General features: G+C 62.3%; 18 protein-coding genes and 1 riboswitch. Of the genes, 5 read left to right on the plus strand and 13 right to left on the minus strand.

Annotated elements, in window-relative coordinates; all coding sequences use genetic code 11:
- Positions 1-435 precede the first annotated feature (435 nt).
- The 9 genes from CAF77_RS09770 to CAF77_RS09810 form a co-directional block, all read right to left on the minus strand.
- Positions 436-1146: a membrane integrity-associated transporter subunit PqiC gene (locus CAF77_RS09770; protein ID WP_064382913.1), complete on the minus strand. Its 711-nt coding sequence runs from the start codon at positions 1144-1146 to the stop codon at positions 436-438.
- Between the two features lie 177 nt (positions 1147-1323).
- Positions 1324-3588, minus strand: a complete 2265-nt coding sequence (gene parC / locus CAF77_RS09775; RefSeq protein WP_064382912.1) for a DNA topoisomerase IV subunit A — start codon at positions 3586-3588, stop codon at positions 1324-1326.
- A 7-nt stretch (positions 3589-3595) separates the two neighbouring features.
- Positions 3596-4078, minus strand: a complete 483-nt coding sequence (locus CAF77_RS09780) for a TIGR02281 family clan AA aspartic protease (RefSeq protein ID WP_085654510.1) — start codon at positions 4076-4078, stop codon at positions 3596-3598.
- Between the two features lie 35 nt (positions 4079-4113).
- Positions 4114-5103: an esterase-like activity of phytase family protein gene (locus CAF77_RS09785; RefSeq protein WP_085654390.1), complete on the minus strand. Its 990-nt coding sequence runs from the start codon at positions 5101-5103 to the stop codon at positions 4114-4116.
- Positions 5103-7010, minus strand: coding sequence for a DNA topoisomerase IV subunit B (gene parE, locus CAF77_RS09790; RefSeq protein WP_064382910.1), 1908 nt, complete (start codon positions 7008-7010; stop codon positions 5103-5105). The genes CAF77_RS09785 and parE overlap by 1 nt, the downstream gene beginning before the upstream one ends.
- Before the next feature lie 42 nt (positions 7011-7052).
- Positions 7053-7661, minus strand: a complete 609-nt coding sequence (locus tag CAF77_RS09795) for a YqiA/YcfP family alpha/beta fold hydrolase (protein ID WP_064382909.1) — start codon at positions 7659-7661, stop codon at positions 7053-7055.
- 96 nt (positions 7662-7757) lie between these two features.
- Entirely contained in the window at positions 7758-8573 is an 816-nt protein-coding gene (gene cpdA / locus CAF77_RS09800) for a 3',5'-cyclic-AMP phosphodiesterase (RefSeq protein ID WP_085654391.1), read from the minus strand.
- 105 nt (positions 8574-8678) lie between these two features.
- The gene (locus tag CAF77_RS09805) at positions 8679-9131 is read right to left on the minus strand and encodes a DUF1249 domain-containing protein (protein WP_064382907.1); all 453 of its coding nucleotides are present in this window, start codon (positions 9129-9131) and stop codon (positions 8679-8681) included.
- A complete protein-coding gene (locus CAF77_RS09810; RefSeq protein ID WP_064382906.1) occupies positions 9122-9739 on the minus strand; it encodes an NUDIX domain-containing protein in 618 nt (205 codons plus the stop codon). Before CAF77_RS09810 ends, CAF77_RS09805 begins: the two co-directional genes overlap by 10 nt.
- A 220-nt stretch (positions 9740-9959) precedes the next feature.
- Between CAF77_RS09810 and CAF77_RS09815 the strand changes: the two genes are divergently transcribed.
- Positions 9960-10706, plus strand: coding sequence for an RsiV family protein (locus tag CAF77_RS09815; RefSeq protein WP_064382905.1), 747 nt, complete (start codon positions 9960-9962; stop codon positions 10704-10706).
- Here the strand turns inward: CAF77_RS09815 and cytX are convergent.
- Both cytX and thiC read right to left on the minus strand, forming a co-directional pair.
- A complete protein-coding gene (gene cytX, locus CAF77_RS09820; RefSeq protein ID WP_085654392.1) occupies positions 10675-11967 on the minus strand; it encodes a putative hydroxymethylpyrimidine transporter CytX in 1293 nt (430 codons plus the stop codon). The genes CAF77_RS09815 and cytX overlap by 32 nt on opposite strands.
- Positions 11968-12087: 120 nt before the next feature.
- Entirely contained in the window at positions 12088-13977 is a 1890-nt protein-coding gene (gene thiC / locus CAF77_RS09825) for a phosphomethylpyrimidine synthase ThiC (protein WP_064382903.1), read from the minus strand.
- A 147-nt stretch (positions 13978-14124) separates the two neighbouring features.
- Positions 14125-14230, minus strand: a riboswitch (TPP riboswitch).
- A 196-nt stretch (positions 14231-14426) separates the two neighbouring features.
- Between thiC and CAF77_RS09830 the strand changes: the two genes are divergently transcribed.
- Positions 14427-15860 (plus strand): TolC family outer membrane protein, encoded by a 1434-nt coding sequence (locus CAF77_RS09830; RefSeq protein WP_011332156.1) that lies wholly within the window; start codon positions 14427-14429, stop codon positions 15858-15860.
- 31 nt (positions 15861-15891) lie between these two features.
- Here the strand turns inward: CAF77_RS09830 and waaA are convergent, their stop codons facing one another.
- Positions 15892-17172 carry a lipid IV(A) 3-deoxy-D-manno-octulosonic acid transferase gene (gene waaA, locus CAF77_RS09835; protein ID WP_064382902.1) on the minus strand — a complete coding sequence of 427 codons (1281 nt, stop codon included), beginning with the start codon at positions 17170-17172 and terminating at the stop codon, positions 15892-15894.
- A gap of 11 nt (positions 17173-17183) precedes the next feature.
- Positions 17184-18086: a LysR family transcriptional regulator gene (locus CAF77_RS09840; RefSeq protein WP_085654393.1), complete on the minus strand. Its 903-nt coding sequence runs from the start codon at positions 18084-18086 to the stop codon at positions 17184-17186.
- Between the two features lie 103 nt (positions 18087-18189).
- Between CAF77_RS09840 and CAF77_RS09845 the strand changes: the two genes are divergently transcribed.
- From CAF77_RS09845 to CAF77_RS09855, 3 genes are all read left to right on the plus strand, one after another.
- Complete coding sequence (locus CAF77_RS09845; protein WP_085654394.1) at positions 18190-18522, plus strand: multidrug efflux SMR transporter; 333 nt, start codon at positions 18190-18192, stop codon at positions 18520-18522.
- A gap of 126 nt (positions 18523-18648) precedes the next feature.
- Entirely contained in the window at positions 18649-19824 is a 1176-nt protein-coding gene (locus CAF77_RS09850) for an FAD-binding oxidoreductase (RefSeq protein WP_064382900.1), read from the plus strand.
- Entirely contained in the window at positions 19821-20633 is an 813-nt protein-coding gene (locus tag CAF77_RS09855; RefSeq protein ID WP_085654395.1) for an aldo/keto reductase, read from the plus strand. The genes CAF77_RS09850 and CAF77_RS09855 overlap by 4 nt, the downstream gene beginning before the upstream one ends.
- The last annotated feature ends 16 nt before the right edge of the window (positions 20634-20649 follow it).

Raw genomic sequence — 20649 nt, forward strand, 5'->3', positions numbered from 1 at the left:
ACCAGGAGCGCCCGCACCTGTCCTTAAAATACAAAACGCCCGATGCGGTGCATCGGGCGTTAGGGTGAAACAGGTGTAAACCTATTTCAGGACTAGACATGGGGTTTTCGTGATTGCGCCTGACCCTGAAGAGCCCCCTCACCCTAGCCCTCCCGAAACGTCGGACCGCCCGTAGGGAGAGGGAACCGATCCGGGAATATTGAAGAGCTGCAGCGACTTGAACGCCCAGCTTTGAATCCATAATCGCCAAGATCTTTCAGGTCGATGTATGACGCCAGACATCTCGGTCAGTCCCCTCTCCCTACGGGCGGTCCGACGTTTCGGGAGGGTTAGGGTGAGGGGCTTTTTCCAGCCGGGCACCAAAGCATGGATCCACCAACGTCCAGACACAACAAAGCCCGCACAGGGCGGGCTCTGTTCTGACTCGATCCAGTCCTAGAAGCGAAACACTTCCATATCCGTACGAATCGGCGAAGCCATCGGTATTTTCGGCTGCTTCTCGGCTTCCGCCGCCGGTGCTGCCGGCTTCGGTGCCGGTTTGCGCGGCGCCTCGGCCACCGGTGGCTGATTGGCCAACGGCTTGAGCGCTACCGACAGCTGCTCCGCCAGGCGCTGCAACAGTACGCCCTGTGCCTGCACCTGCGCGGCGGTGGTGCCGGCATGCTGTTCCTGCAGATGCACGATGCGGTTGTCCCGCACCTGACCACGACGGTCGATCAGGCGCCACTGCGCGTCCAGAATCGCCGGTTGCTTGGCACCGGAATCCAGACGCGTAATGGTCAATAGCACCTGCACGTCCGGAGTGAAGCCCACGGTGGCCGGCGCCAGCACGACGCGCTGACTGTCCAGATGACCGGCAACCTGACGCAACAGCAACTGATCGATGTCCGACGAAAGGCTTCCGGCCCAGCGACCATCGGTCGAAGCTTGCAGGCTGCCGTCCGGTTGACGCTGCAACAGGGTTTCCCGTTGCAGGTAATCGGCTACGATCACAGGGCCCAGCAAAACTGCCATGCCCGCGCTTTGCGCAGGCTGGGCCGGACTTCCGCTGTCCAGCTGATACAGCGACACCGGCTGGTGAACGCTGCAACCCGCCAGGCCAAGAACGCCGGCGAGCAGGAAAATAAGGGGGCGCAGAGAAGTCATCATCCCGTCCAGGTGGCCGCCACAAGGCTGACCACAGTGAAAATACTCAATAAATATGAAGAACGCTCGGCCACGCCGGCGCTTGGAAAGGCCATATCATCCGTGAATATGCGTTCCGACTCCAGCGCCAAAGCGCCGATCTACGGGTTAAATCGTAGATCGGAGCGTCTGGGACGCCTAATTGAGGTTTTCGACGAGCAGCGCATCCACCCGCTGGAAGCCACGTGGCAGTTTGTTACCACGGCGACCACGTTCACCTTTGTAGTGTTCGAGGTCGTCGGCTTTCAGCGACAAGGTGCGTTTTCCGGCCTGCAGCACCAAGGTGGCGCCTTCCGGTAGAACGGCGATGTCCGTGACATATTCTTCGCGACTGGCCACACGCTCACCGGAAATACCGATGATCTTGTTGCCTTTGCCCTTCCCTAATTGTGGCAGATCGCTGATCTTGAAGATCAGCAGGCGACCCTCGGTCGTCACCGAGGCCAGCCAGTTGTGTTCGCGATCGGCCACCGGACGCGGCGCGATCACCTTGGCGTTGTTCGGCAGGCTCAACAGCGCCTTGCCGGCCTTGTTCTTGGCCTGCAGGTCTTCGCCTTTCACCACGAAACCGTAGCCGGCGTCGGAGGCGATGACGTACAGCGAATCCTCCTCAGGCATCAGCACACACTCGAACGTTGCGCCCGGCGGTGGCGTCAGACGGCCGGTCAACGGCTCGCCCTGACCCCGTGCCGATGGCAGGGTGTGAGTGGCCAGCGAGTAACTGCGGCCCGTGGAGTCGATGACCACGGCCGACTGGTTCGAACGCCCCGCCGCCGAAGTCTTGAAGCCGTCCCCGGCCTTGTACGACAGGCCGGTGGCGTCGATATCGTGGCCCTTGGCCGAACGGATCCAGCCTTTTTCCGACAGCACGACGGTGACTTTCTCGTTCGGCAGCAGATCGTGCTCGGTCAGCGCCTTGGCTTCGGCACGTTCAACGATTGGCGACCGACGGTCATCGCCGTAAGTTTCGGCATCTTTCAACAGTTCGCTGCGCACAAGTTTCTTCAACTTGGCTTCGCTGCTCAGCAGGGCTTGCAGCTTGGCCTGTTCCTTGAGCAGTTCGTCCTGCTCGTCGCGCAGCTTCATCTCTTCCAGTCGCGCCAACTGACGCAGACGGGTGTCGAGGATGTAGTCGGCCTGGATTTCGCTGAGGGCGAAACGCTCGATCAGCTTGGCTTTCGGGTGTTCCTCGGTACGGATGATGTGGATCACTTCATCCAGGTTGAGGTAGGCGATCAGCAAACCGTCCAACAGGTGCAGCCGGCGCTCGACCTTGTCGAGGCGAAATTGCAGGCGGCGACGCACGGTCAGCACGCGGAACTCCAGCCACTCCACCAGCAACGCACGGAGGTTTTTCAGCTGCGGCTTGCCGTCCAGACCGATGATGTTGACGTTGACCCGGTAGGTCGACTCCAGCTCGGTGCTGGCGAACAGGTGCTGCATCAGTGCTTCGTGATCGACACGGCTGTTGACCGGGATGATCACGATGCGGCATGGGTTTTCGTGGTCGGATTCGTCGCGAAGATCGGCGATCTGCGGCGCTTTCGACGGTTTGGCCTGCATCAGCGCAGCAATCTGTTCCAGCACCTTGGCCCCGGAGACCTGATGCGGCAGCGCGGTGACGATGATGTCACCGTCCTCGACGTGGTACACGGCGCGCATGCGCACCGAGCCCTTGCCGGTTTCGTACATTTTCAGCAGGTCGGCGCGTGGGGTGATGATTTCCGCTTCGGTCGGATAGTCCGGGCCCTGAATGTGCTCGCAGAGCTGTTCGACCGTAGCTTTCGGCTCATCGAGCAGGCGCACGCACGCGGTGGCGACTTCGCGCAGGTTGTGCGGCGGTACGTCGGTGGCCATACCCACGGCGATGCCGGTGGTGCCGTTGAGCAGGATGTTCGGCAAACGTGCCGGCAACACCAGAGGTTCCTGCAGGGTGCCGTCGAAGTTCGGGCCCCAGTCTGCGGTGCCCTGGCCCAGTTCGCTGAGCAGCACTTCGGAATAACGCGACAGCCGCGCTTCGGTGTAACGCATGGCGGCGAAGGACTTCGGATCGTCCGGCGCACCCCAGTTACCCTGGCCGTCCACCAGCGTGTAGCGATAGCTGAACGGCTGGGCCATCAGCACCATCGCTTCGTAACACGCCGAGTCGCCGTGCGGGTGGAACTTGCCGAGCACGTCGCCGACGGTACGCGCCGACTTCTTGTGCTTGGAATCGGCATCCAGCCCCAGCTCGCTCATGGCGTAGACGATACGCCGCTGTACCGGTTTCAGACCGTCGCCGATATGCGGCAGGGCACGGTCCATGATCACGTACATGGAGTAGTTGAGGTAGGCATTTTCGGTGAAGTCAGCCAGCGAGCGGCGTTCTACACCGTCCAGGCTGAGATCAAGGGAGTCGCTCATGCGGGCCTCATCGGTTCGTTGTCTGGCGCAGCAGCATGGTGCCACCGCGCTGGGTAAATTCAAGTTTGTTCAGGGCGCTCATGCCGAGCAGCACCTGATCGCCATGCAGGCCGGGCGCCACCAGTGCGCGGACGTCCCGCAACACGATGTCGCCCAACTGCAGGCGGTCGATACGGGTGCGATAGCCCTGGCTCAGGCCATTGGCCGTGCTCAGGGTCACACCGAAACCTTCTTCCAGCCGGAGGTTTTTCGCCACCTCGGCCGGGATTGCCACGTCGGTCGCGCCGGTGTCGAGCATGAACTCCACCGGCCGGCCGTTGATCAGGCCGCTGGCGACAAAATGTCCTTGGGCGTTGCCGATCAATTTCACTTCAATAAAACCGTTACCCTGCTGCGAAGCCACTTCCACATTGGGATTACGCTGGCGTTCTTCCCACTGGCCGAAAAACCGCGTGGCCAGAAACAGCGCCGCGCACCACGCCAGAATCATCAGCACCCGACCGGCGCGCTTGCCCGGCGGCTGGCTCACGGCTTGGCGCTCCAACCACCCTCAGGCGCAGCGAAACGCCAGATGATCGGGCGAACCTCGCCATCGGCGCGCGGGCCGAAATTGTTGTCGACGCCGATCCAAGCACCCTGAGCATCGACCACCAGCGCCTCTTCCAGCCCGAAGTTCTGCGAATAACGCCGATTGGCCTGCAACAGCTCGGCGGCATACGACCAGCAGAGCTCGACCTTGGCCGTCTGCGCATCACGGCGACATATCTGGTAGGCGTTGCGTTCCAGGGTAAACAGTTTGCCGTCGAACAATGACACGTCGGAAAAATCCCGATTGACCGGTCGGGCTTTGGGAAACTGCGGTGGTTGCATTTCCATCCCGCCTTCACTGAGCAGCACACAGCGACCGTCACAATCCCACACCGTCTGCTGGCGTTTGATCAGCAACAAACCGCGGCTTTGTCGCTCGGCAGCCAGCCACATCTGATCGCCCGCCGGATTGATCGCCAGGCCTTCGAAGATCGCATTGAATTGCAGTAGCAGGCCACTGGCCCGCGCTTCGCGCACCATCATCGGCGAGATTTTCAGCCATGACGACGGCCCCTGCGGCGGCACTTGCAGTACGGCGGCATGGCCTTCGCTGACAATGTAGCGATTGCCGGCGCTGTCGCAGGTGATCCCTTCGAAATCCAGATCACCGCCGCGAACAAACGACGCCGCCCAGGTCCGCGACTTGATGCCCCACGGCAAACCGCTGTCGGGTACTGGCGGCGGGTCGATGCGCACGGCAGTCGCCTGCCAGACGGGATCGCGAGTATCGAGACGATAAATCTGGTCATCGTCGCGATCCGAAACGGTCCACAGGTCATTGCCGCACAAGGCCAGCCCCGACAGGTTGCCGCCGCGCATGCCTTCGACCGGGTGTTCGGCGAGCACGCGCAGCTCTTGCGCAGGCTCTGCCGACACCGTCATCGAACCCAGCAGCAACGCACCCGCCAAGGTCCAGCCAAACCGCATCAGGCCAGAACCTCGGCAAGGTTGCCCTTGGATTCAAGCCAGGTCTTGCGGTCGCCGGCACGTTTCTTCGCCAGCAGCATGTCCATCATTTCCGAGGTCTCGGCGAAGTCGTCCCCGAGGGTCAACTGCACCAGGCGCCGGGTGTTCGGGTCCATGGTGGTTTCGCGCAGTTGCGGCGGGTTCATTTCACCCAGGCCTTTGAATCGGGTGACCTGCGGCTTGCCGCGTTTCTTCTCGGCGACCAGACGGTCGAGGATCCCGTCGCGCTCGGCTTCGTCGAGGGCGTAGTAGATCTCTTTGCCCAGGTCGATGCGGTACAACGGCGGCATCGCGACATAGACGTGACCGGCATCCACCAGCGGGCGGAAATGCTGGACGAACAAGGCACAGAGCAGGGTCGCGATGTGCAGGCCGTCGGAGTCGGCGTCGGCGAGGATGCAAATCTTGCCGTAGCGCAGTTGACTCATGTCCTCGGCGCCCGGATCGACACCGATAGCCACCGCGATGTTGTGCACTTCCTGGCTGGCGAGGACTTCGCTGCCGTCGACTTCCCAGGTGTTGAGGATCTTGCCGCGCAACGGCAGGATCGCCTGGTATTCCTTGTCCCGTGCCTGCTTGGCCGAGCCGCCGGCGGAATCACCTTCCACCAGGAACAGTTCGGAACGCATCGGATCCTGCCCGGCGCAATCGGCCAGTTTGCCCGGCAATGCCGGCCCTTGGGTGATGCGCTTGCGTTCGACTTTCTTGCTGGCCTTCAGGCGACGACCAGCGTTGCTGATCGCCAGCTCTGCCAGGGCCAGACCGGTTTCCGGGTTGGCGTTGAGCCACAGGCTGAACGCGTCCTTGACCACACCGGAAACGAAAGCCGCCGCTTCACGGGACGACAGGCGCTCTTTGGTCTGGCCGGAGAATTGCGGCTCCTGCATCTTCATCGACAGGACGAAAGCAATGCGCTCCCAGACGTCTTCCGGCGCCAACTTCACGCCGCGCGGCAGCAAGCTGCGGAATTCGCAGAATTCGCGCATCGCATCGAGCAGGCCCTGACGCAGACCGTTGACGTGGGTACCGCCCTGCTCCGTCGGGATCAGGTTGACATAGCTTTCAGTGACCGAAGTGCCGCCTTCCGGCAGCCACAGCAGGGCCCACTCGACCGCTTCCTTGGTGCCCGCCAGGTTGCCGCAGAACGGCGCGTCCGGCAGGCGCTCGAATTCGCTGACCGCATCCACCAGATAGGAGCGCAGGCCGTCTTCGTAGTGCCACTCGACCTTCTCGCCAGTGCCTTTGTCTTCGAAGCTGATCAGCAGCCCCGGGCACAGAACGGCCTTGGCCTTGAGCACATGCTTGAGACGGCTGATGGAGAATTTCGGCGAATCGAAGTATTTCGGGTCCGGCGCGAAGTACACGCTGGTCCCGGTATTGCGCTTGCCGACGGTGCCGATCACTTGCAGATCGGTGGCCTTGAAGCCGTCGGCGAAGGTCATTTCGTATTCGTTGCCGTCACGCTTGACCCGCACCCGCACCTGGGTCGACAAGGCGTTGACCACGGAAATACCCACCCCGTGCAGACCGCCGGAGAACTGGTAGTTCTTGTTGGAAAACTTGCCGCCCGCATGGAGCTTGGTGAGGATCAGCTCAACGCCAGACACACCCTCTTCCGGGTGGATGTCGACCGGCATGCCACGGCCGTCGTCGCAGACTTCCAGCGAGTGATCGGCATGGAGGATGACCTGGATCGATTTGGCGTGGCCGGCCAGGGCTTCGTCGACGCTGTTGTCGATGACTTCCTGGGCAAGGTGGTTCGGCCGACTGGTGTCGGTATACATGCCGGGGCGTTTGCGCACCGGGTCGAGGCCCGAGAGGACTTCGATGGCGTCGGCGTTATAGGAGCTAGCGCTGGGAGTGGCCATAGGGTCTCGTCGTCAGTGATTCAATGAAAATGGGGCAAGACTTCACAGTGCGGTGAAATCGATTGCCTGATAGGTATCGGCGCCAATCCCGGCAAAGCTGAGCAATGCCGGCAATTGTGTAACAAATCCCTGGAAACTGTGGTCGCCGCCGGCCTGAATGCGCAAGGCACAGGCCCGGTAATACTGCTGGGCGAGGCGATAATCCAGCGTTTCATCTCCGGTCTGCAACCATACCTGATATCGCTGCGGATCCTGCGGCGCCGGTACTTCCAGCTCGGCCAGGGCCGTCACGTGGTCGTGGGTGAGCTCCCAGGTTTCGTCGGTGTACAGGTTTTTCTGGGTGCCCAGGTATCCGTCGAACATCCGGTGTGGACTGACGGCCGGGTTGACCAGCAAGGCTTTCAGGCCATGGCGCTCGGCCAGGTGAGTCGCATAGTAGCCGCCGAGCGAGCTTCCCACCAGCAATGGCCGGCCGAGTTCGGCGATTGCCTGCTCCAGCTGACCGATGGCTTCGCGCGGGTGGTGATGCAGCGCCGGGACACGCAGTTGATCGCTCAAACCCAGCCGCTCCATCACCTCGACCAGCTGACAGGCCTTCTTCGAGGCCGGCGCGCTGTTGAAACCATGGATATAGAGAATCGAACCGGACATTTGAGCTCCCTGGGCGTCGGCTGAAGAAAGCGGAGTTTACAGGGAGTCAGGGGATGTTGGGCCAGCACCCGAGGAAATCAGCGCTGCCCCCGTCAATCAGTAACCGTTGGAGCCGTAATCCACCTGAAAATCAAAACCGGAGACACGCTCCACGCCGGTCTCCAGCCGCCCATCCGGCAACAAGCGCAACCAGCGATACCCCGGTGCCTGCTCGCCGACCTTGAAGTCTTCACTGCCCGGCTCGAACTGGATGCAGGTCGATGGCGAGGCGATCAGCCGTACACCGTTGCGCTCGCGGTCGATTTCCTGATGCACATGCCCCCACAGCACGGCGCGGGCCTGCGGGAAACGATCGAGCACCTCGAAAAAGGCTTCCGGATTGCGCAAGCCGATCGGCTCCATCCAGGCGCAACCGATCGACACCGGATGGTGATGGAAGCACACCAGATGATGGCGATCCGGCGCTTCGCTCAGGGAACGGGCGAGCAATTGCAGTTGGTCATCCTGCAAATACCCCGGCACCGAACCGGGCACTGCCGAATCGAGCAGGGTCACGCGCCAGTTGCCGACATCCACCACAGACTCCAGCAGTGCACTCTTCACCGTCGCCTGCGCCATGATCTGCGGTTCGTCGTGATTGCCGGGAATCCAGCGGGCCGGCGCATCGATCTGCGCCGTCATTTGGCGAAACAGCTGATAGGACTCCAGCGTACCGTCCTGGGACAGGTCGCCGCTGGCAACGATCAGGTCGATCCGCGGTTGCTGTTCGAGCACCAGATCGATGACTTTTTGCAGGCTCTCGCGGGTATTCATGCCCAGCAGCGTTCCATCCGCTTCGGCGAACAGGTGACTGTCAGAGAGTTGCACCAGCAACGCCGTGTCGGCGGTGGTCAAAGTCGATACGCTCGGCAAGGCGTTCTCCCCCGGGATCGCGGGACTGGATAGGTGCGGCAATTATGCGGGGGGACAGCACAAAGAGAAACCGGCGAACCGGACGCAGTTCACAACTTGCGCTGGTTATCGGACTGCCGCGTATTCGTGTCCGCACGCCAGACAATGACTCAGCCACTCACCCAGGAACAGATTGAGCTGGGACTTTTCATCCGGCTGATGCATGGCCGCATTCGGGTAAGGATAGACGCCGCGAAAGCGTCGCGCATGCTCGGCACTGATCACCTCGGCCATGCGCGCGTCGTGATACACCTGCACTTCCAGTTGCGGCACCGGCAGCCACGGCAGGCTGTGTTCCTGGCGCACCTGCAAGGTCGTGGTGTACGGACAGGTCTGCAGCACCTCCAGCGCCAGCACGCCGAGCATCTGGTCGCCCTGGGTCACGGCGATGCGCCGCGCTTCGGGGTCGCTGCGCATGTCCGGCAGCAGTCGCATCAGGCGCGCGTAGTTCGCCTCGCAGGCGGCTTGCAGCCCCGCGAGGTCGACACGGTAGCGATCGCGCAACTTGTTTACGACCATAGCCCCCTCACTTCGGCGCGATTGAGCGCCAGCCACTGCAAGGCGATGATGCTCGCCGCATTGGCAATCCGTCCGTCGCGTACGGCCTGCAGAGCATCTTCAAAGGCCCAGACCGTGACGCGAATATCTTCGGCTTCTTCTTCCAGCCCATGCAGGCCGCCTGCGCCTTCGGTGCTGCAACGCCCCAGATACAAATGCACGAATTCGTTGCTGCCGCCCGGCGACGGAAAGTATTTGGTCATCGGCCACAGAGCCTTGATGTCCAGCCCAGCTTCCTCCTGTGCCTCGCGGTGAGCAACTTCTTCCGGCTGTTCGTCCTTATCGATCAGGCCGGCGACCAGCTCCACCAGCCACGGGTTGTCCGTCTTGCCCAGAGCACCGACGCGAAACTGCTCGATCAGCACCACTTCATCGCGCTGCGGATCGTAGGGCAGCATGCACACGGCATCGTGGCGCACGAACACTTCACGATTGATTTCGCGGCTCATGCCACCGGCGAACAGTTCGTGGCGCAAGTGCAGACGGTCGAGCTTGTAGAAGCCCTTGTAGCACTGCTCGCGTCGCACGATATCGACGGCGCTCGGAATGGCTTTGGCAAAATCGGTCATGAGCATCCTCTTTACTGCAAATCCAACACGAGGCGCCTTCTTGCGACCTCGACTTCGCGCCATCCTAACGCGCCCGTGACGTTTGATGCAGCCCCTTTACTGTCAGCGGGATGGACGGTGGAGGCGAAACCCACTCTAATTAGCTTAGTGGCGAACTGACCGCTCCGTTGAGAGTCGAAGCGGTAACTTTTTGCCTTCCCCTGCTTCAGAAAGGACGCCCATGTCGCTTTTCAAAATCGCCTCCGTGGCCGCCATCGCCCTGACCCTGGGCGCTTGCGCCAGCCTGTTCCAGCCCAACTACCGCACGCCGCTGGAAACCACCCGCGACGCCTCGGAAACGCTGAAACCGGGTTGTTCCAACCAGGACTGCCCACTGGTCAACATCGATACGTTGCGCTTCCCGGCAGAACCGGCGTTGGACGGCATCATCGAAAAACGTCTGCTGCAAATGACCCGCACCACACCGAACGCCCCGGTGGCGCCGACGCTGGCAGCGTATCGCGAGCAGTTCCTGGCCAACGCCGGCCCGCGCAACAGCAGCTATTTGCAGGCGAAAGTACGCGAGCAGCATGACGGTCTGGTGATCATCGAAACGTCGAGCTACCTGGACACCGGCGGAGCCCACGGTACGCCGGGACGCGGTTTCATCAACTATTCGCGTCAGCAGCACAAAGTGCTGACTCTGGCGGACATGTTGCTGCCGGGTCAGGAAGAGGCGTTCTGGAAAGCGGCGCAAGTGGCGCACAACAGCTGGCTGATCAGCACCAAGCTCGATCAGGAACCGGAATTCGTGAAGAGCTGGCCGTTCGTCAAAACCCCGAACGTGGCGCTGACCTACGGCGGTGTGATCCTCAAGTACGACGTGACCACGATCGCGCCTTATGCGCTGGGCCACGTCGAACTGAAGATCCCTTACCCGCGCCTGAACGGCATTCTCAAGCCCGAGCTGTTTCCCGGCCGTAACTGAAAGCCCGGCCGAGCACCAGTTGCAGCAGCCCTGCCAGCACCAGCGCCGGCAGGGTCGCGCCGACATCCGGATACAGATTGGCCAGCAAGTGATAGGTGCTGATGCCACCCAGCCAGGCCAATAGTGCCGGCCAGCGCAACGCGGCCGACGCCACTTGGGCACTGCGTTTGCGCAGGATGAAGTGATCCACCAGCACCACGCCGAACAGCGGTGCAAACACCGAACCGATCAGCAGCAGGAAGTTCTGGTATTGCGCCAATGGCGCGAGCAAGGCGATCAAGGTGCAGATAACACCAATGACCAACGCCAGATGCTCGACTTTCAGACGCAACAGAATCCCGCTGGAAACCGCTGCCGAGTGAATGTCGGCGAAAGCGTTTTCCGACTCGTCCAGCAGAATCAGCAACAGCGGAATCCCAAGACCGGCGCCGGCCAGCGCCAACAGCAGCGCGTTGACTTCACCGCTCGGCGCGAATGCCAGGGTGTAGGCGACGCCCAGGCTCATCAGCCAGAAGTTGCCGATGAAGAAACCGATCGCCGTACCGCCGAATACGTTCTTGGCCCGCTTGCCGAAACGCGAGTAGTCGGCGATCAGCGGCAGCCATGACAGCGGCATCGCAATCGCAATGTCGAAGCCCACGGCGAGCGGCATCGAGCCATCCCCGGCCTGTGCCCACAAGGCGGCGAGGTCAGCCTTGGCAAACAGGTTCCAGGTCAGCCAGATGCACGCGGCCAGAATCAGCCAGATGCCCCATTTGCGCAGGATCTTGCGCACGAACGTCAACGGTCCGCTGACCGCGAGCAAGGTCGCCAATGCACCGAAACACAGCGTCCACAACATCGGACTGGCCCACAGCGAACCTTCGCTGAACGCACGAGTGCCGAGCAGACTGGCCGCATCACGCATGACGATGATTTCGAACGAACCCCAACCGATCAGTTGCAGCAGGTTGAGCAGCGCCGGCAGGCTCGCGCCTTTGCTGCCGAGGCTGAGTTTCAGCGCGGCCATCGACGACAGGCCGGTGTCGCTGCCGATCACGCCGACGGCGGCCAGCAACAGGACGCCGACCAGGGTGCCGAGGAAAATCGCCAGCAGCGATCCCGACAGACCCAGCCCCGGCGCCAGCAGCGCACCGGTCTGCAACACCATCAGGCCGATGCCGAGGGAGAACCATAGGGAAAACAGGTCGCGACCGCCGAATACTCGCTGATTGGCGGGCACGGCGAGGTCGGGAGAATAAGTACCGGGTTGAATGCTCAAGGGTGTTATCTCAGAGGGACATTTGTTGTTGTGCTGACCCGTTGATCGTTCCCACGCTCTGCGTGGGAACGATCGGTGCGGACGGTCCGACGCCTAGACGTGGGAACGATCAGTGCGGGATCAAACTTTCTTGTACAGCTGACTGCCTTCTTTCCTGAACCGCTCGGCCTGTTCCGCCAGGCCCTGGGCGACGTCCACGTCGACCGCGTCGATCCGCTGGTTGGCCGCGTATTCGCGGACTTCCTGAGTGATCTTCATCGAGCAGAATTTCGGCCCGCACATCGAACAGAAATGCGCGACCTTCGCCGAGTCCTTCGGCAGGGTTTCATCGTGGTACGAGCGAGCGGTGTCCGGGTCAAGGCCCAGGTTGAACTGGTCTTCCCAACGGAATTCGAAACGCGCCTTGCTCAAGGCGTTGTCGCGGATCTGCGCGCCCGGGTGCCCTTTGGCCAAATCCGCCGCATGAGCGGCAATCTTGTAGGTGATGATCCCGGTCTTCACGTCATCCTTGTTCGGCAGACCCAGGTGTTCCTTCGGCGTCACGTAGCAGAGCATGGCGCAACCGAACCAGCCGATCATCGCCGCACCGATACCGGAAGTGATGTGGTCGTAACCCGGTGCGATGTCGGTGGTCAGCGGGCCGAGGGTGTAGAACGGCGCCTCGTCGCAGCACTCCAACTGCTTGTCCATGTTCTCTTTGATCAGCTGCATCGGCACGTGGCCCGGGCCTTCGATCATGCATTGCACGTCGTGCTTCCAGGCGATCTTGGTCAGCTCGCCGAGGGTTTCCAGTTCGCCGAATTGCGCTTCGTCGTTGGCGTCGGCAATCGAGCCCGGACGCAGGCCGTCGCCCAGCGAGAAGCTGACGTCGTAGGCCTTCATGATTTCGCAGATTTCGTCGAAGTGGGTGTAGAGGAAGTTCTCTTTGTGGTGCGCCAGGCACCACTTGGCCATGATCGAACCGCCACGGGAAACGATGCCGGTCACGCGCTTGGCGGTCAGCGGCACGTAGCGCAGCAACACGCCGGCGTGGATGGTGAAGTAGTCGACGCCCTGCTCTGCCTGCTCGATCAGCGTGTCGCGGAACAGCTCCCAGGTCAGGTCCTCGGCGACGCCATTCACTTTTTCCAGCGCCTGATAAATCGGCACCGTACCGATCGGCACTGGCGAGTTACGGATGATCCACTCGCGGGTTTCGTGAATGTGCTTGCCGGTGGACAAGTCCATCACCGTGTCCGAGCCCCAGCGAATGCCCCAGGTCAGTTTCGCCACTTCTTCTTCGATGGACGAACCCAGCGCGCTGTTGCCGATGTTGCCGTTGATCTTCACCAGGAAGTTGCGACCGATGATCATCGGTTCCAGTTCGACGTGGTTGATGTTGGCCGGGATGATCGCGCGGCCGCGGGCGATTTCTTCGCGCACGAATTCAGGGGTGATTTCTTTCGGAATGCTCGCGCCGAAGCTGTGGCCGGCGTGTTGCTGGTTCAACAGGCCAGCGGCGCGGGCCTCTTGCAGCTTCATGTTTTCGCGGATGGCGACGTATTCCATCTCGGCGGTGATGATGCCTTTGCGCGCGTAGTGCATCTGGCTGACGTTGGCCCCGGCCTTGGCGCGGCGCGGGTTGTTGACGTGGGCGAAACGCAGCTTGGTCAGCTCCGCGTCGGCGAGGCGTTCCTGACCGAAATTCGAGCTCAGGCCTGGCAGACGCTCGGTGTCGCCACGGTCGTCGATCCACGCCGAACGCACGTCGCCCAGACCTTTGCGCACGTCGATCACCACGTTCGGATCGGTGTACGGGCCCGACGTGTCGTAGACGGTGACCGGCGCATTGATTTCGCCGCCAAAGTCGGTCGGGGTCACATCGAGGGTGATTTCGCGCATCGGCACGCGGATGTCCGGGCGGGAGCCCTGAACGTAGACTTTTTGCGAACGGGTGAACGGTTGGACCGACTGCTCGTCGACCTTGGCCGAGTCACTCAGGTTGATCGCGTTTTTAGATTTTGTAGTCATCACGGGCTCTCCAGACAGCATCCAGGCAGTGGATTGTCGGAGCAGAACCTGAAAGGCACGGACGCACCCAGAACGGGTGCTGTGCATCGTCGTCGAGCGTTCGATTGTCGAACAATTTCCCGGACGAAGCACAAGAGGACTCGCCGGGTGACGAGAAATCTTGTTCCCTACGCAGGCGCTAACCTGATCAGGTTCAACGGGATCCGAAATTATTCGATCTCAGCCTCATAGCAAGGCACCCCGACAAGAACCCGGCCAGTCTAGACACAACCGGCAAAGAACGCCAACACCGCGGCAAACACCATGATGAATGGCGCAATTGGCAGATTGTTGCCTGCTGCTGGCGCAACTACACTCGCTACGCCATGCTGCGCCTTGACGCTGCATGGGCCGCGCCTTACCTTTGGCGCCCGGATTATTTCCATAATATTCATGCTAGGGATCGCCTCATGCTGCGCAAACTCTCACTGGCTGTTGCCGTGTCTTGTGCGTCCACCACAACGGTCTGGGCAGCAGAAGCGCCTTTATCGACCAAGACTGATCTGGTCAGCGTCTATCAGGAAGCGGTCGACAACAACGCCGACCTGGCCGCCGCCCGCGCCCAGTACGGTGCGCAGAAAGAAGTCGTGCCCCAGGCCCGCGCCGGGTTGCTGCCGAACCTGTCCGGCGGCGCTGAAGTCGCCAACGTGCGCACGTCGATCGACCAGCCCTCGGCCATCGCCAACCGCAGCGCGCACTCCTATCAGGCGACCCTGGCGCAGCCGCTGTTCCGCGCCGACCGCTGGTTCCAGTACCAGGCCGCCAAGGACGTCAACGAGCAGGCCGCGCTGCAACTCTCGGCCACCGAGCAGAACCTGATCCTGCAAACCGCCGAAAGCTACTTCAACGTGCTGCGCAGCCAGGACAACCTGGCCTCGACCAAAGCCGAGGAAGCCGCGTTCAAGCGCCAGCTCGATCAGTCCAACGAGCGCTTCGATGTGGGCCTGTCGGACAAGACCGACGTGCTGCAATCGCAAGCCAGTTACGACACCGCACGCGCCAACCGGATCGTCGCCCAGCGTCAGGTCGATGATGCGTTCGAAGCGCTGATCACCCTGACCAACCGCCAGTACAACTCGATCCAGGGCATCGTCCACACGTTGCCGATCCTGCCGCCGGCGCCCAACGACGCCAAGGCCTGGGTCGATACCGCCGCGAAACAGAACCTCAATCTGCTGGCCAGCAACTATGCGGTCAGCTCCGCCGAACAGACCCTGAAACAGCGCAAGGCCGGCCACCTGCCGACCCTCGACGCCGTGGCCAAATACGAAAAGGGCGACAACGACGCCCTGGGTTTCTCCAACCCGAATGCGTTCGGTACGCCGTACAGTGGCAATGTCGAGCAGAGCACCGTGGGCCTGCAACTGAACATTCCGATCTACAGTGGCGGATTGACCAGCTCCCAGGTGCGCGAGTCCTACTCACGGCTGGACCAGACCGAACAGCAGCGTGAAGGCCTGCGTCGGCAAGTGGTGGAGAACACCCGCAACCTGCACCGCGCGGTGAACACCGACGTCGAGCAGGTGCAGGCGCGTCGCCAGTCGATCATCTCCAACCAGAGCGCGGTGGAAGCCACGGAAATCGGTTACCAGGTGGGGACGCGCAACATCGTCGACGTGCTCGACGCCCAGCGTCAGCTCTACACTTCGGTGCGCAACTACAACAACACCCGCTACGACTACATCCTCGACAACCTGCGCCTGAAGCAGGCAGCGGGGACGTTGAACCCGGGTGACTTGCAGGATCTGACGCGTTATCTGAAAGCCGACTACAACCCGGACAAGGATTTCCTGCCGCCGGATCTGGCCAAGGCAGCGGAAGCCCAGCTCAAGGCCCGGCCTTAAACAAAAAACGCAGCCCTGAGGCTGCGTTTTTTTATGGGCGGTCGATCAACCTTCCCAGGCCATCGAGCAAGCGCTGCAACGCGCCCTGATTGCGGCGCATCACGCTCAGCCCGGCGTCGGCCATGCGCTGTGCGTCGCGCGGCAGTTCGAACAGACGCTGCACTTCTGTCGCCAGACCTTCGGCGTCGTCAACCTCGGCCAAGGCTCCTGCGCTGCGCAGTTGCGCGGCGATGTCGAGGAAGTTGAACAGGTGCGGGCCGCTGATCACCGGTTTCGCCAGCGCTGCCGGCTCCAGCAGGTTATGCCCGCCGTTGGCTACCAGACTGCCGCCAACAAACGCGCTGTCGGCCAGGGCGTAGAGAAACAGCAACTCGCCCATGGTGTCGCCGAGCAGCACCGAAGTCTGCGCATCGACGCTCGCGCCAGTGGAACGACGCACCGTGGCAAAGCCTTCACGCTGGCACAATTCGAACACCGAATTGAAACGCTCCGGATGGCGTGGCACCAGAATCAGCAGCGCATCGGGATGGTTGGCCAGCAAACGGCGGTGGGCGTTCAGCACCACCTCGTCTTCGCCTTCATGGGTGCTGGCGGCGATCCACACCGGACGCTCCAGCGCCTGCCATTGGCCGCGCAATTCATGGGCACGTTGCAGCAGTTGCGGGTCGATGGTCAGGTCGAACTTGATCGAGCCGGTGACTTCGACTGTCTCCGGGCGCGCACCGAGATCGCGGAAGCGCTGGGCTTCGGCCTCGGTCTGCACGGCGAACAGGCTCATCTCGGCGAGCATCGGCGCGGTCAGTTTGCTGAACCGGCCATAGCCCTTGGCCGAACGCTCGGACAGCCGTCCGTTGGCCAACGCCACCGGAATCCCGCGCTTGGCGCACTGGTGGATGTGGTTCGGCCAGAGTTCGGTTTCCATGATCACCGCCAGTTTCGGCTGCACGCGATCCAGAAAACGCGCCGCCGCGCAGGGCAAATCGTAAGGCAGGTAGCAATGCTGGATGCGCGGCTCGTTGGCGAACATCGCCAGGATGCGTTCCGAACCGGTCGGCGTCATGCAAGTCACGGTGATCGGCAGCTGTGGATAACGTTGCAGCAGCGCGCGGATCATCGGCGCGGCGGCGATGCTTTCGCCCACCGACACGGCGTGAACCCAGATGCCGCCCGGTTGCAGGGCCGGCATGCCACAGGAGAAACGTTCGCCAATCCGCTTGGCATACGCCGGCGCCTTGCGCGAACGCAGCCACAGCCGAATCGCCACCAATGGCAGCCCCAGGTAAAACAGCGCGGTGTAGAGAGTTCTATTCATGGCGGCGGAGTTTATCGGCTTTTGCCGCCGATCGCCCGCAGGTGTATGGCAAATCGCTCCGCCAGCCAGCGAGCGGCCGGGCCAAGCGGTTCGTCGCGGCGCCAGACCAGTTCCACCACCAGCGCCGGCGGCGTCCATTCGCTGTCGAGTTCCACCATCAGGCCCTGATACGCCGAGTACTGCACCACGTGACGCGGCAGCCAGGCCCAGCCCAGGTCGCGCACCAGCCATTCGGCCATCACATAGAAGCTGTCAGCGCGCCACACCTGCGGACTGGCCGGTTCATTGCCGGGATAAATGCTGGTCTGGGTCGACATCAACAACTGCCGATGCTGAGCCAATTGCTGGCAGGTGACGTAAGCCTGCGATGCCAAGGGATGGTTGACGCCGCAGACCGTGACCATTTCCACACTGCCCAGCACCCGGCGCTCCAGCGCTTCAGGGATTTCATCGTGATAGAACAACAGCCCGAGATCGGCCCGGCGCTCCACCAGTTTGCGCGAGACTTCGCCCTGAGCGGCGCTGGTCAACTGGACTTCAAGACTGGGAAACTGCTCGGCCAGGGCGCCGAAACTTTCCACCAGCGCCTGATAGGGCATCGCCTCGTCCTGGGCAACCCGCAATTGCGCTTCCTGCCCGCGCATTATGGCCACGGCCCGGCCGTTCAGGCGCTCGCACTGGCGCAACACTTCCCGCGCCTCTTCCAGCAACGCCTCCCCCGCTTCGGTAAGACTCGGCTGGCGGCCGCTGCTACGCTCGAACAGACTCACGCCGAGATCGTCCTCGAGCATGGCAATCGCGCTGCTGATCGCCGACTGCGCCTTGCGCTGCTGACGTGCCACGGCGGAAAACGAGCGCTGCTCGGCAACGCCGACGAACACCCGCAACTGCTCCAGATTCCATTGCATGCTCATCAGGCCAACCCATCTTTTAAACAGATAGGTAATGACTTTACCCCATCTGGGGAGTCACTAGAATGCCGCCTCAGCAAGCAACGCTACACACGAGGACTTGAACATGAACGCCTACGTCTATCTGGCCATCGCCATCTGCGCCGAAGTGATCGCGACCGTTTCGATGAAAGCCGTCAAAGGCTTCAGCACGCCTTTGCCGCTGCTGCTGGTCATCGTCGGTTATGGCATCGCGTTCTGGATGCTGACCCTGGTGGTGCGCAGCGTGCCGGTGGGCGTGGCCTACGCGGTGTGGGCCGGCATGGGCATCGTGATGGTCAGTGTCGCGGCGCTTTTCATCTACGGGCAGAAGCTGGATATCCCGGCGATGCTCGGGATGGCGCTGATCGTGCTCGGCGTGGTGGTGATCCAGCTGTTCTCGAAAACCGCCGGCCATTGATCCTGACCTAGGCCCTTGCAGGCAATCGCGCCGGCAAGGGCTGCCCTCCCTCCATTGATCATCGACAAATTCCCTTTTCCCCGAGTCTGTATACTGCGTCCTCGTCTTGAACACTGAGGTCGTTGCATGCCATCTCCAATTTCCACCGACGTGCTGATTGTCGGCGCGGGTGTCGCCGGTCTCTGGCTGAACGCGCGCCTGCGTCGCCAGGGTTTCTCGACCGTGCTGGTGGAAAGCGCCAGCCTCGGCGGCGGGCAGAGTGTGAAGTCCCAGGGCATCATTCACGGCGGCGCCAAGTACGCGCTGCACGGTGCGTTGACCGGCGCCTCGGAAGCCATCGCCGACATGCCGCGCCGCTGGCGTGAGGCCCTGGCCGGCAACGGCGAACTGGACCTGAGCGGCGTGCGCCTGCTGTCCGAAGCCCATTACCTGTGGTCGCCGGGCACCCTCGCCGGCAACCTCACCAGTTTCTTCGCCAGCAAAGCGGTGCGTGGCCGGGTCGATCAGGTCAAGGGCGATCAACTGCCGCTGGCTTTGCAGGACAAACGCTTCAAGGGCAAGGTCTACCGCCTCGCCGAACTGGTGATCGATGTACCGAGCCTGATCCAGCGTCTGGCCGACCTGTCGGGTGACGGCCTGCTCGCCGGTCAGAACATCGAGCCGTTGCTGGAAAGCGGCGTGCTGGTTGGCCTGAAAGTCGATGGCCGTGAGATCCGTGCCCAGCGCATCGTGCTCAGCGCCGGCGCCGGCACTGCCGATCTGCTGACCGCTTTGGGCCTGACTCATCCGGCCATGCAACGCCGGCCGCTGCACATGATCATCGCCAAGGGTCCGGGCCTGAAGCCGCTGTACGCGCACTGCCTCGGTGGCGGCACCAAGCCGCGCATCACCGTGACCACCCACCCGGCTGCCGATGGTCAGTGGGTCTGGTATCTGGGTGGTGACATCGCCGAATCCGAAGGCGTGGCCCGTGAGCCGGCCGAACAGATCGCCACCGCCCAGAAAGAACTTGGCCAGTTGTTGCCATGGATCGACCTGAGCACCGTGCAATGGGCGACCCTGCGCGTCGATCGCGCCGAACCGCTGCAAACCGGCCTGACCCGCCCGGACAACGCCTTCCTCGCCGAAGACGGTCGCCTGCTGGTGGGTTGGCCAACCAAGCTCGCCCTGGCGCCGGACTTCGCTGACCGGGTGATTGCCTCCCTGGAACGCGACGGTATCCAGCCGAGCCATCCTGCTCCGCTGCCCGAGCTGCCAAAACCACCGATGGGCGTTCCCGCCTGGGAGCAATTGCTGCCATGAGCCTGCCGACCCTGCACGATCTGCATCGCCCACTGGGCAGCACCGGCCTGCTGGTTTCGCCGCTGGGCCTGGGCACCGTAAAACTCGGCCGCGACCAGGGCGTGAAATACCCCAACGGCTTCCAGATCCCCGACGATGACGCTGCGCGCATGCTGCTCAAGCAGGCGCGGGAGCTGGGCATCAACCTGATCGACACCGCCCCGGCCTATGGCCGCAGCGAAGAACGCCTCGGCCCACTGCTGCGCGGTCAGCGTCAGGACTGGGTAATCGTCAGCAAGGTCGGCGAAGAATTCGTCGACGGCCAGTCGAGCCACGACTTCAGCGCCGCTCACACCCGGATGTCGGTGGAGCGCAGTCTGCAACGTCTTGAAACCGATTTTATCGACCTGGTGCTGGTGCACTCCGATGGCAACGATCTGGTGATCCTCAACGACAGCGAAGTCTACGCAACCCTCGCGGCGCTGAAGGCCGAGGGCAAGATTCGCGGCTTCGGTTTTTCCGGCAAAACCGTCGACGGTGGCCTCAAAGCACTGGAGCAAGGCGACTGCGCGATGGTCACCTACAATCTGAACGAACAAAACGAGAAGGCGGTCATTGACTATGCTGCTGCCCACGGCAAAGCCATTCTGGTGAAGAAGGCGCTGGCCAGTGGTCATGTGTGCCTGAGTCCCGGCGTGGATCCGGTGCGCGCCAGCTTCGAGTTGCTGTTCACCCAGCCCGGCGTGGCCAGTGCCATCGTCGGGACGATCAATCCGCTGCACCTCGCCCACAACGTTGCGACCGTTGCCCAGGTCCTTCGTGGTCACTGACGCCGCCTCGCGGCCT

Source organism: Pseudomonas sp. R15(2017), assembly GCF_002112685.1.
GTDB lineage: Bacteria > Pseudomonadota > Gammaproteobacteria > Pseudomonadales > Pseudomonadaceae > Aquipseudomonas > Aquipseudomonas glycinae.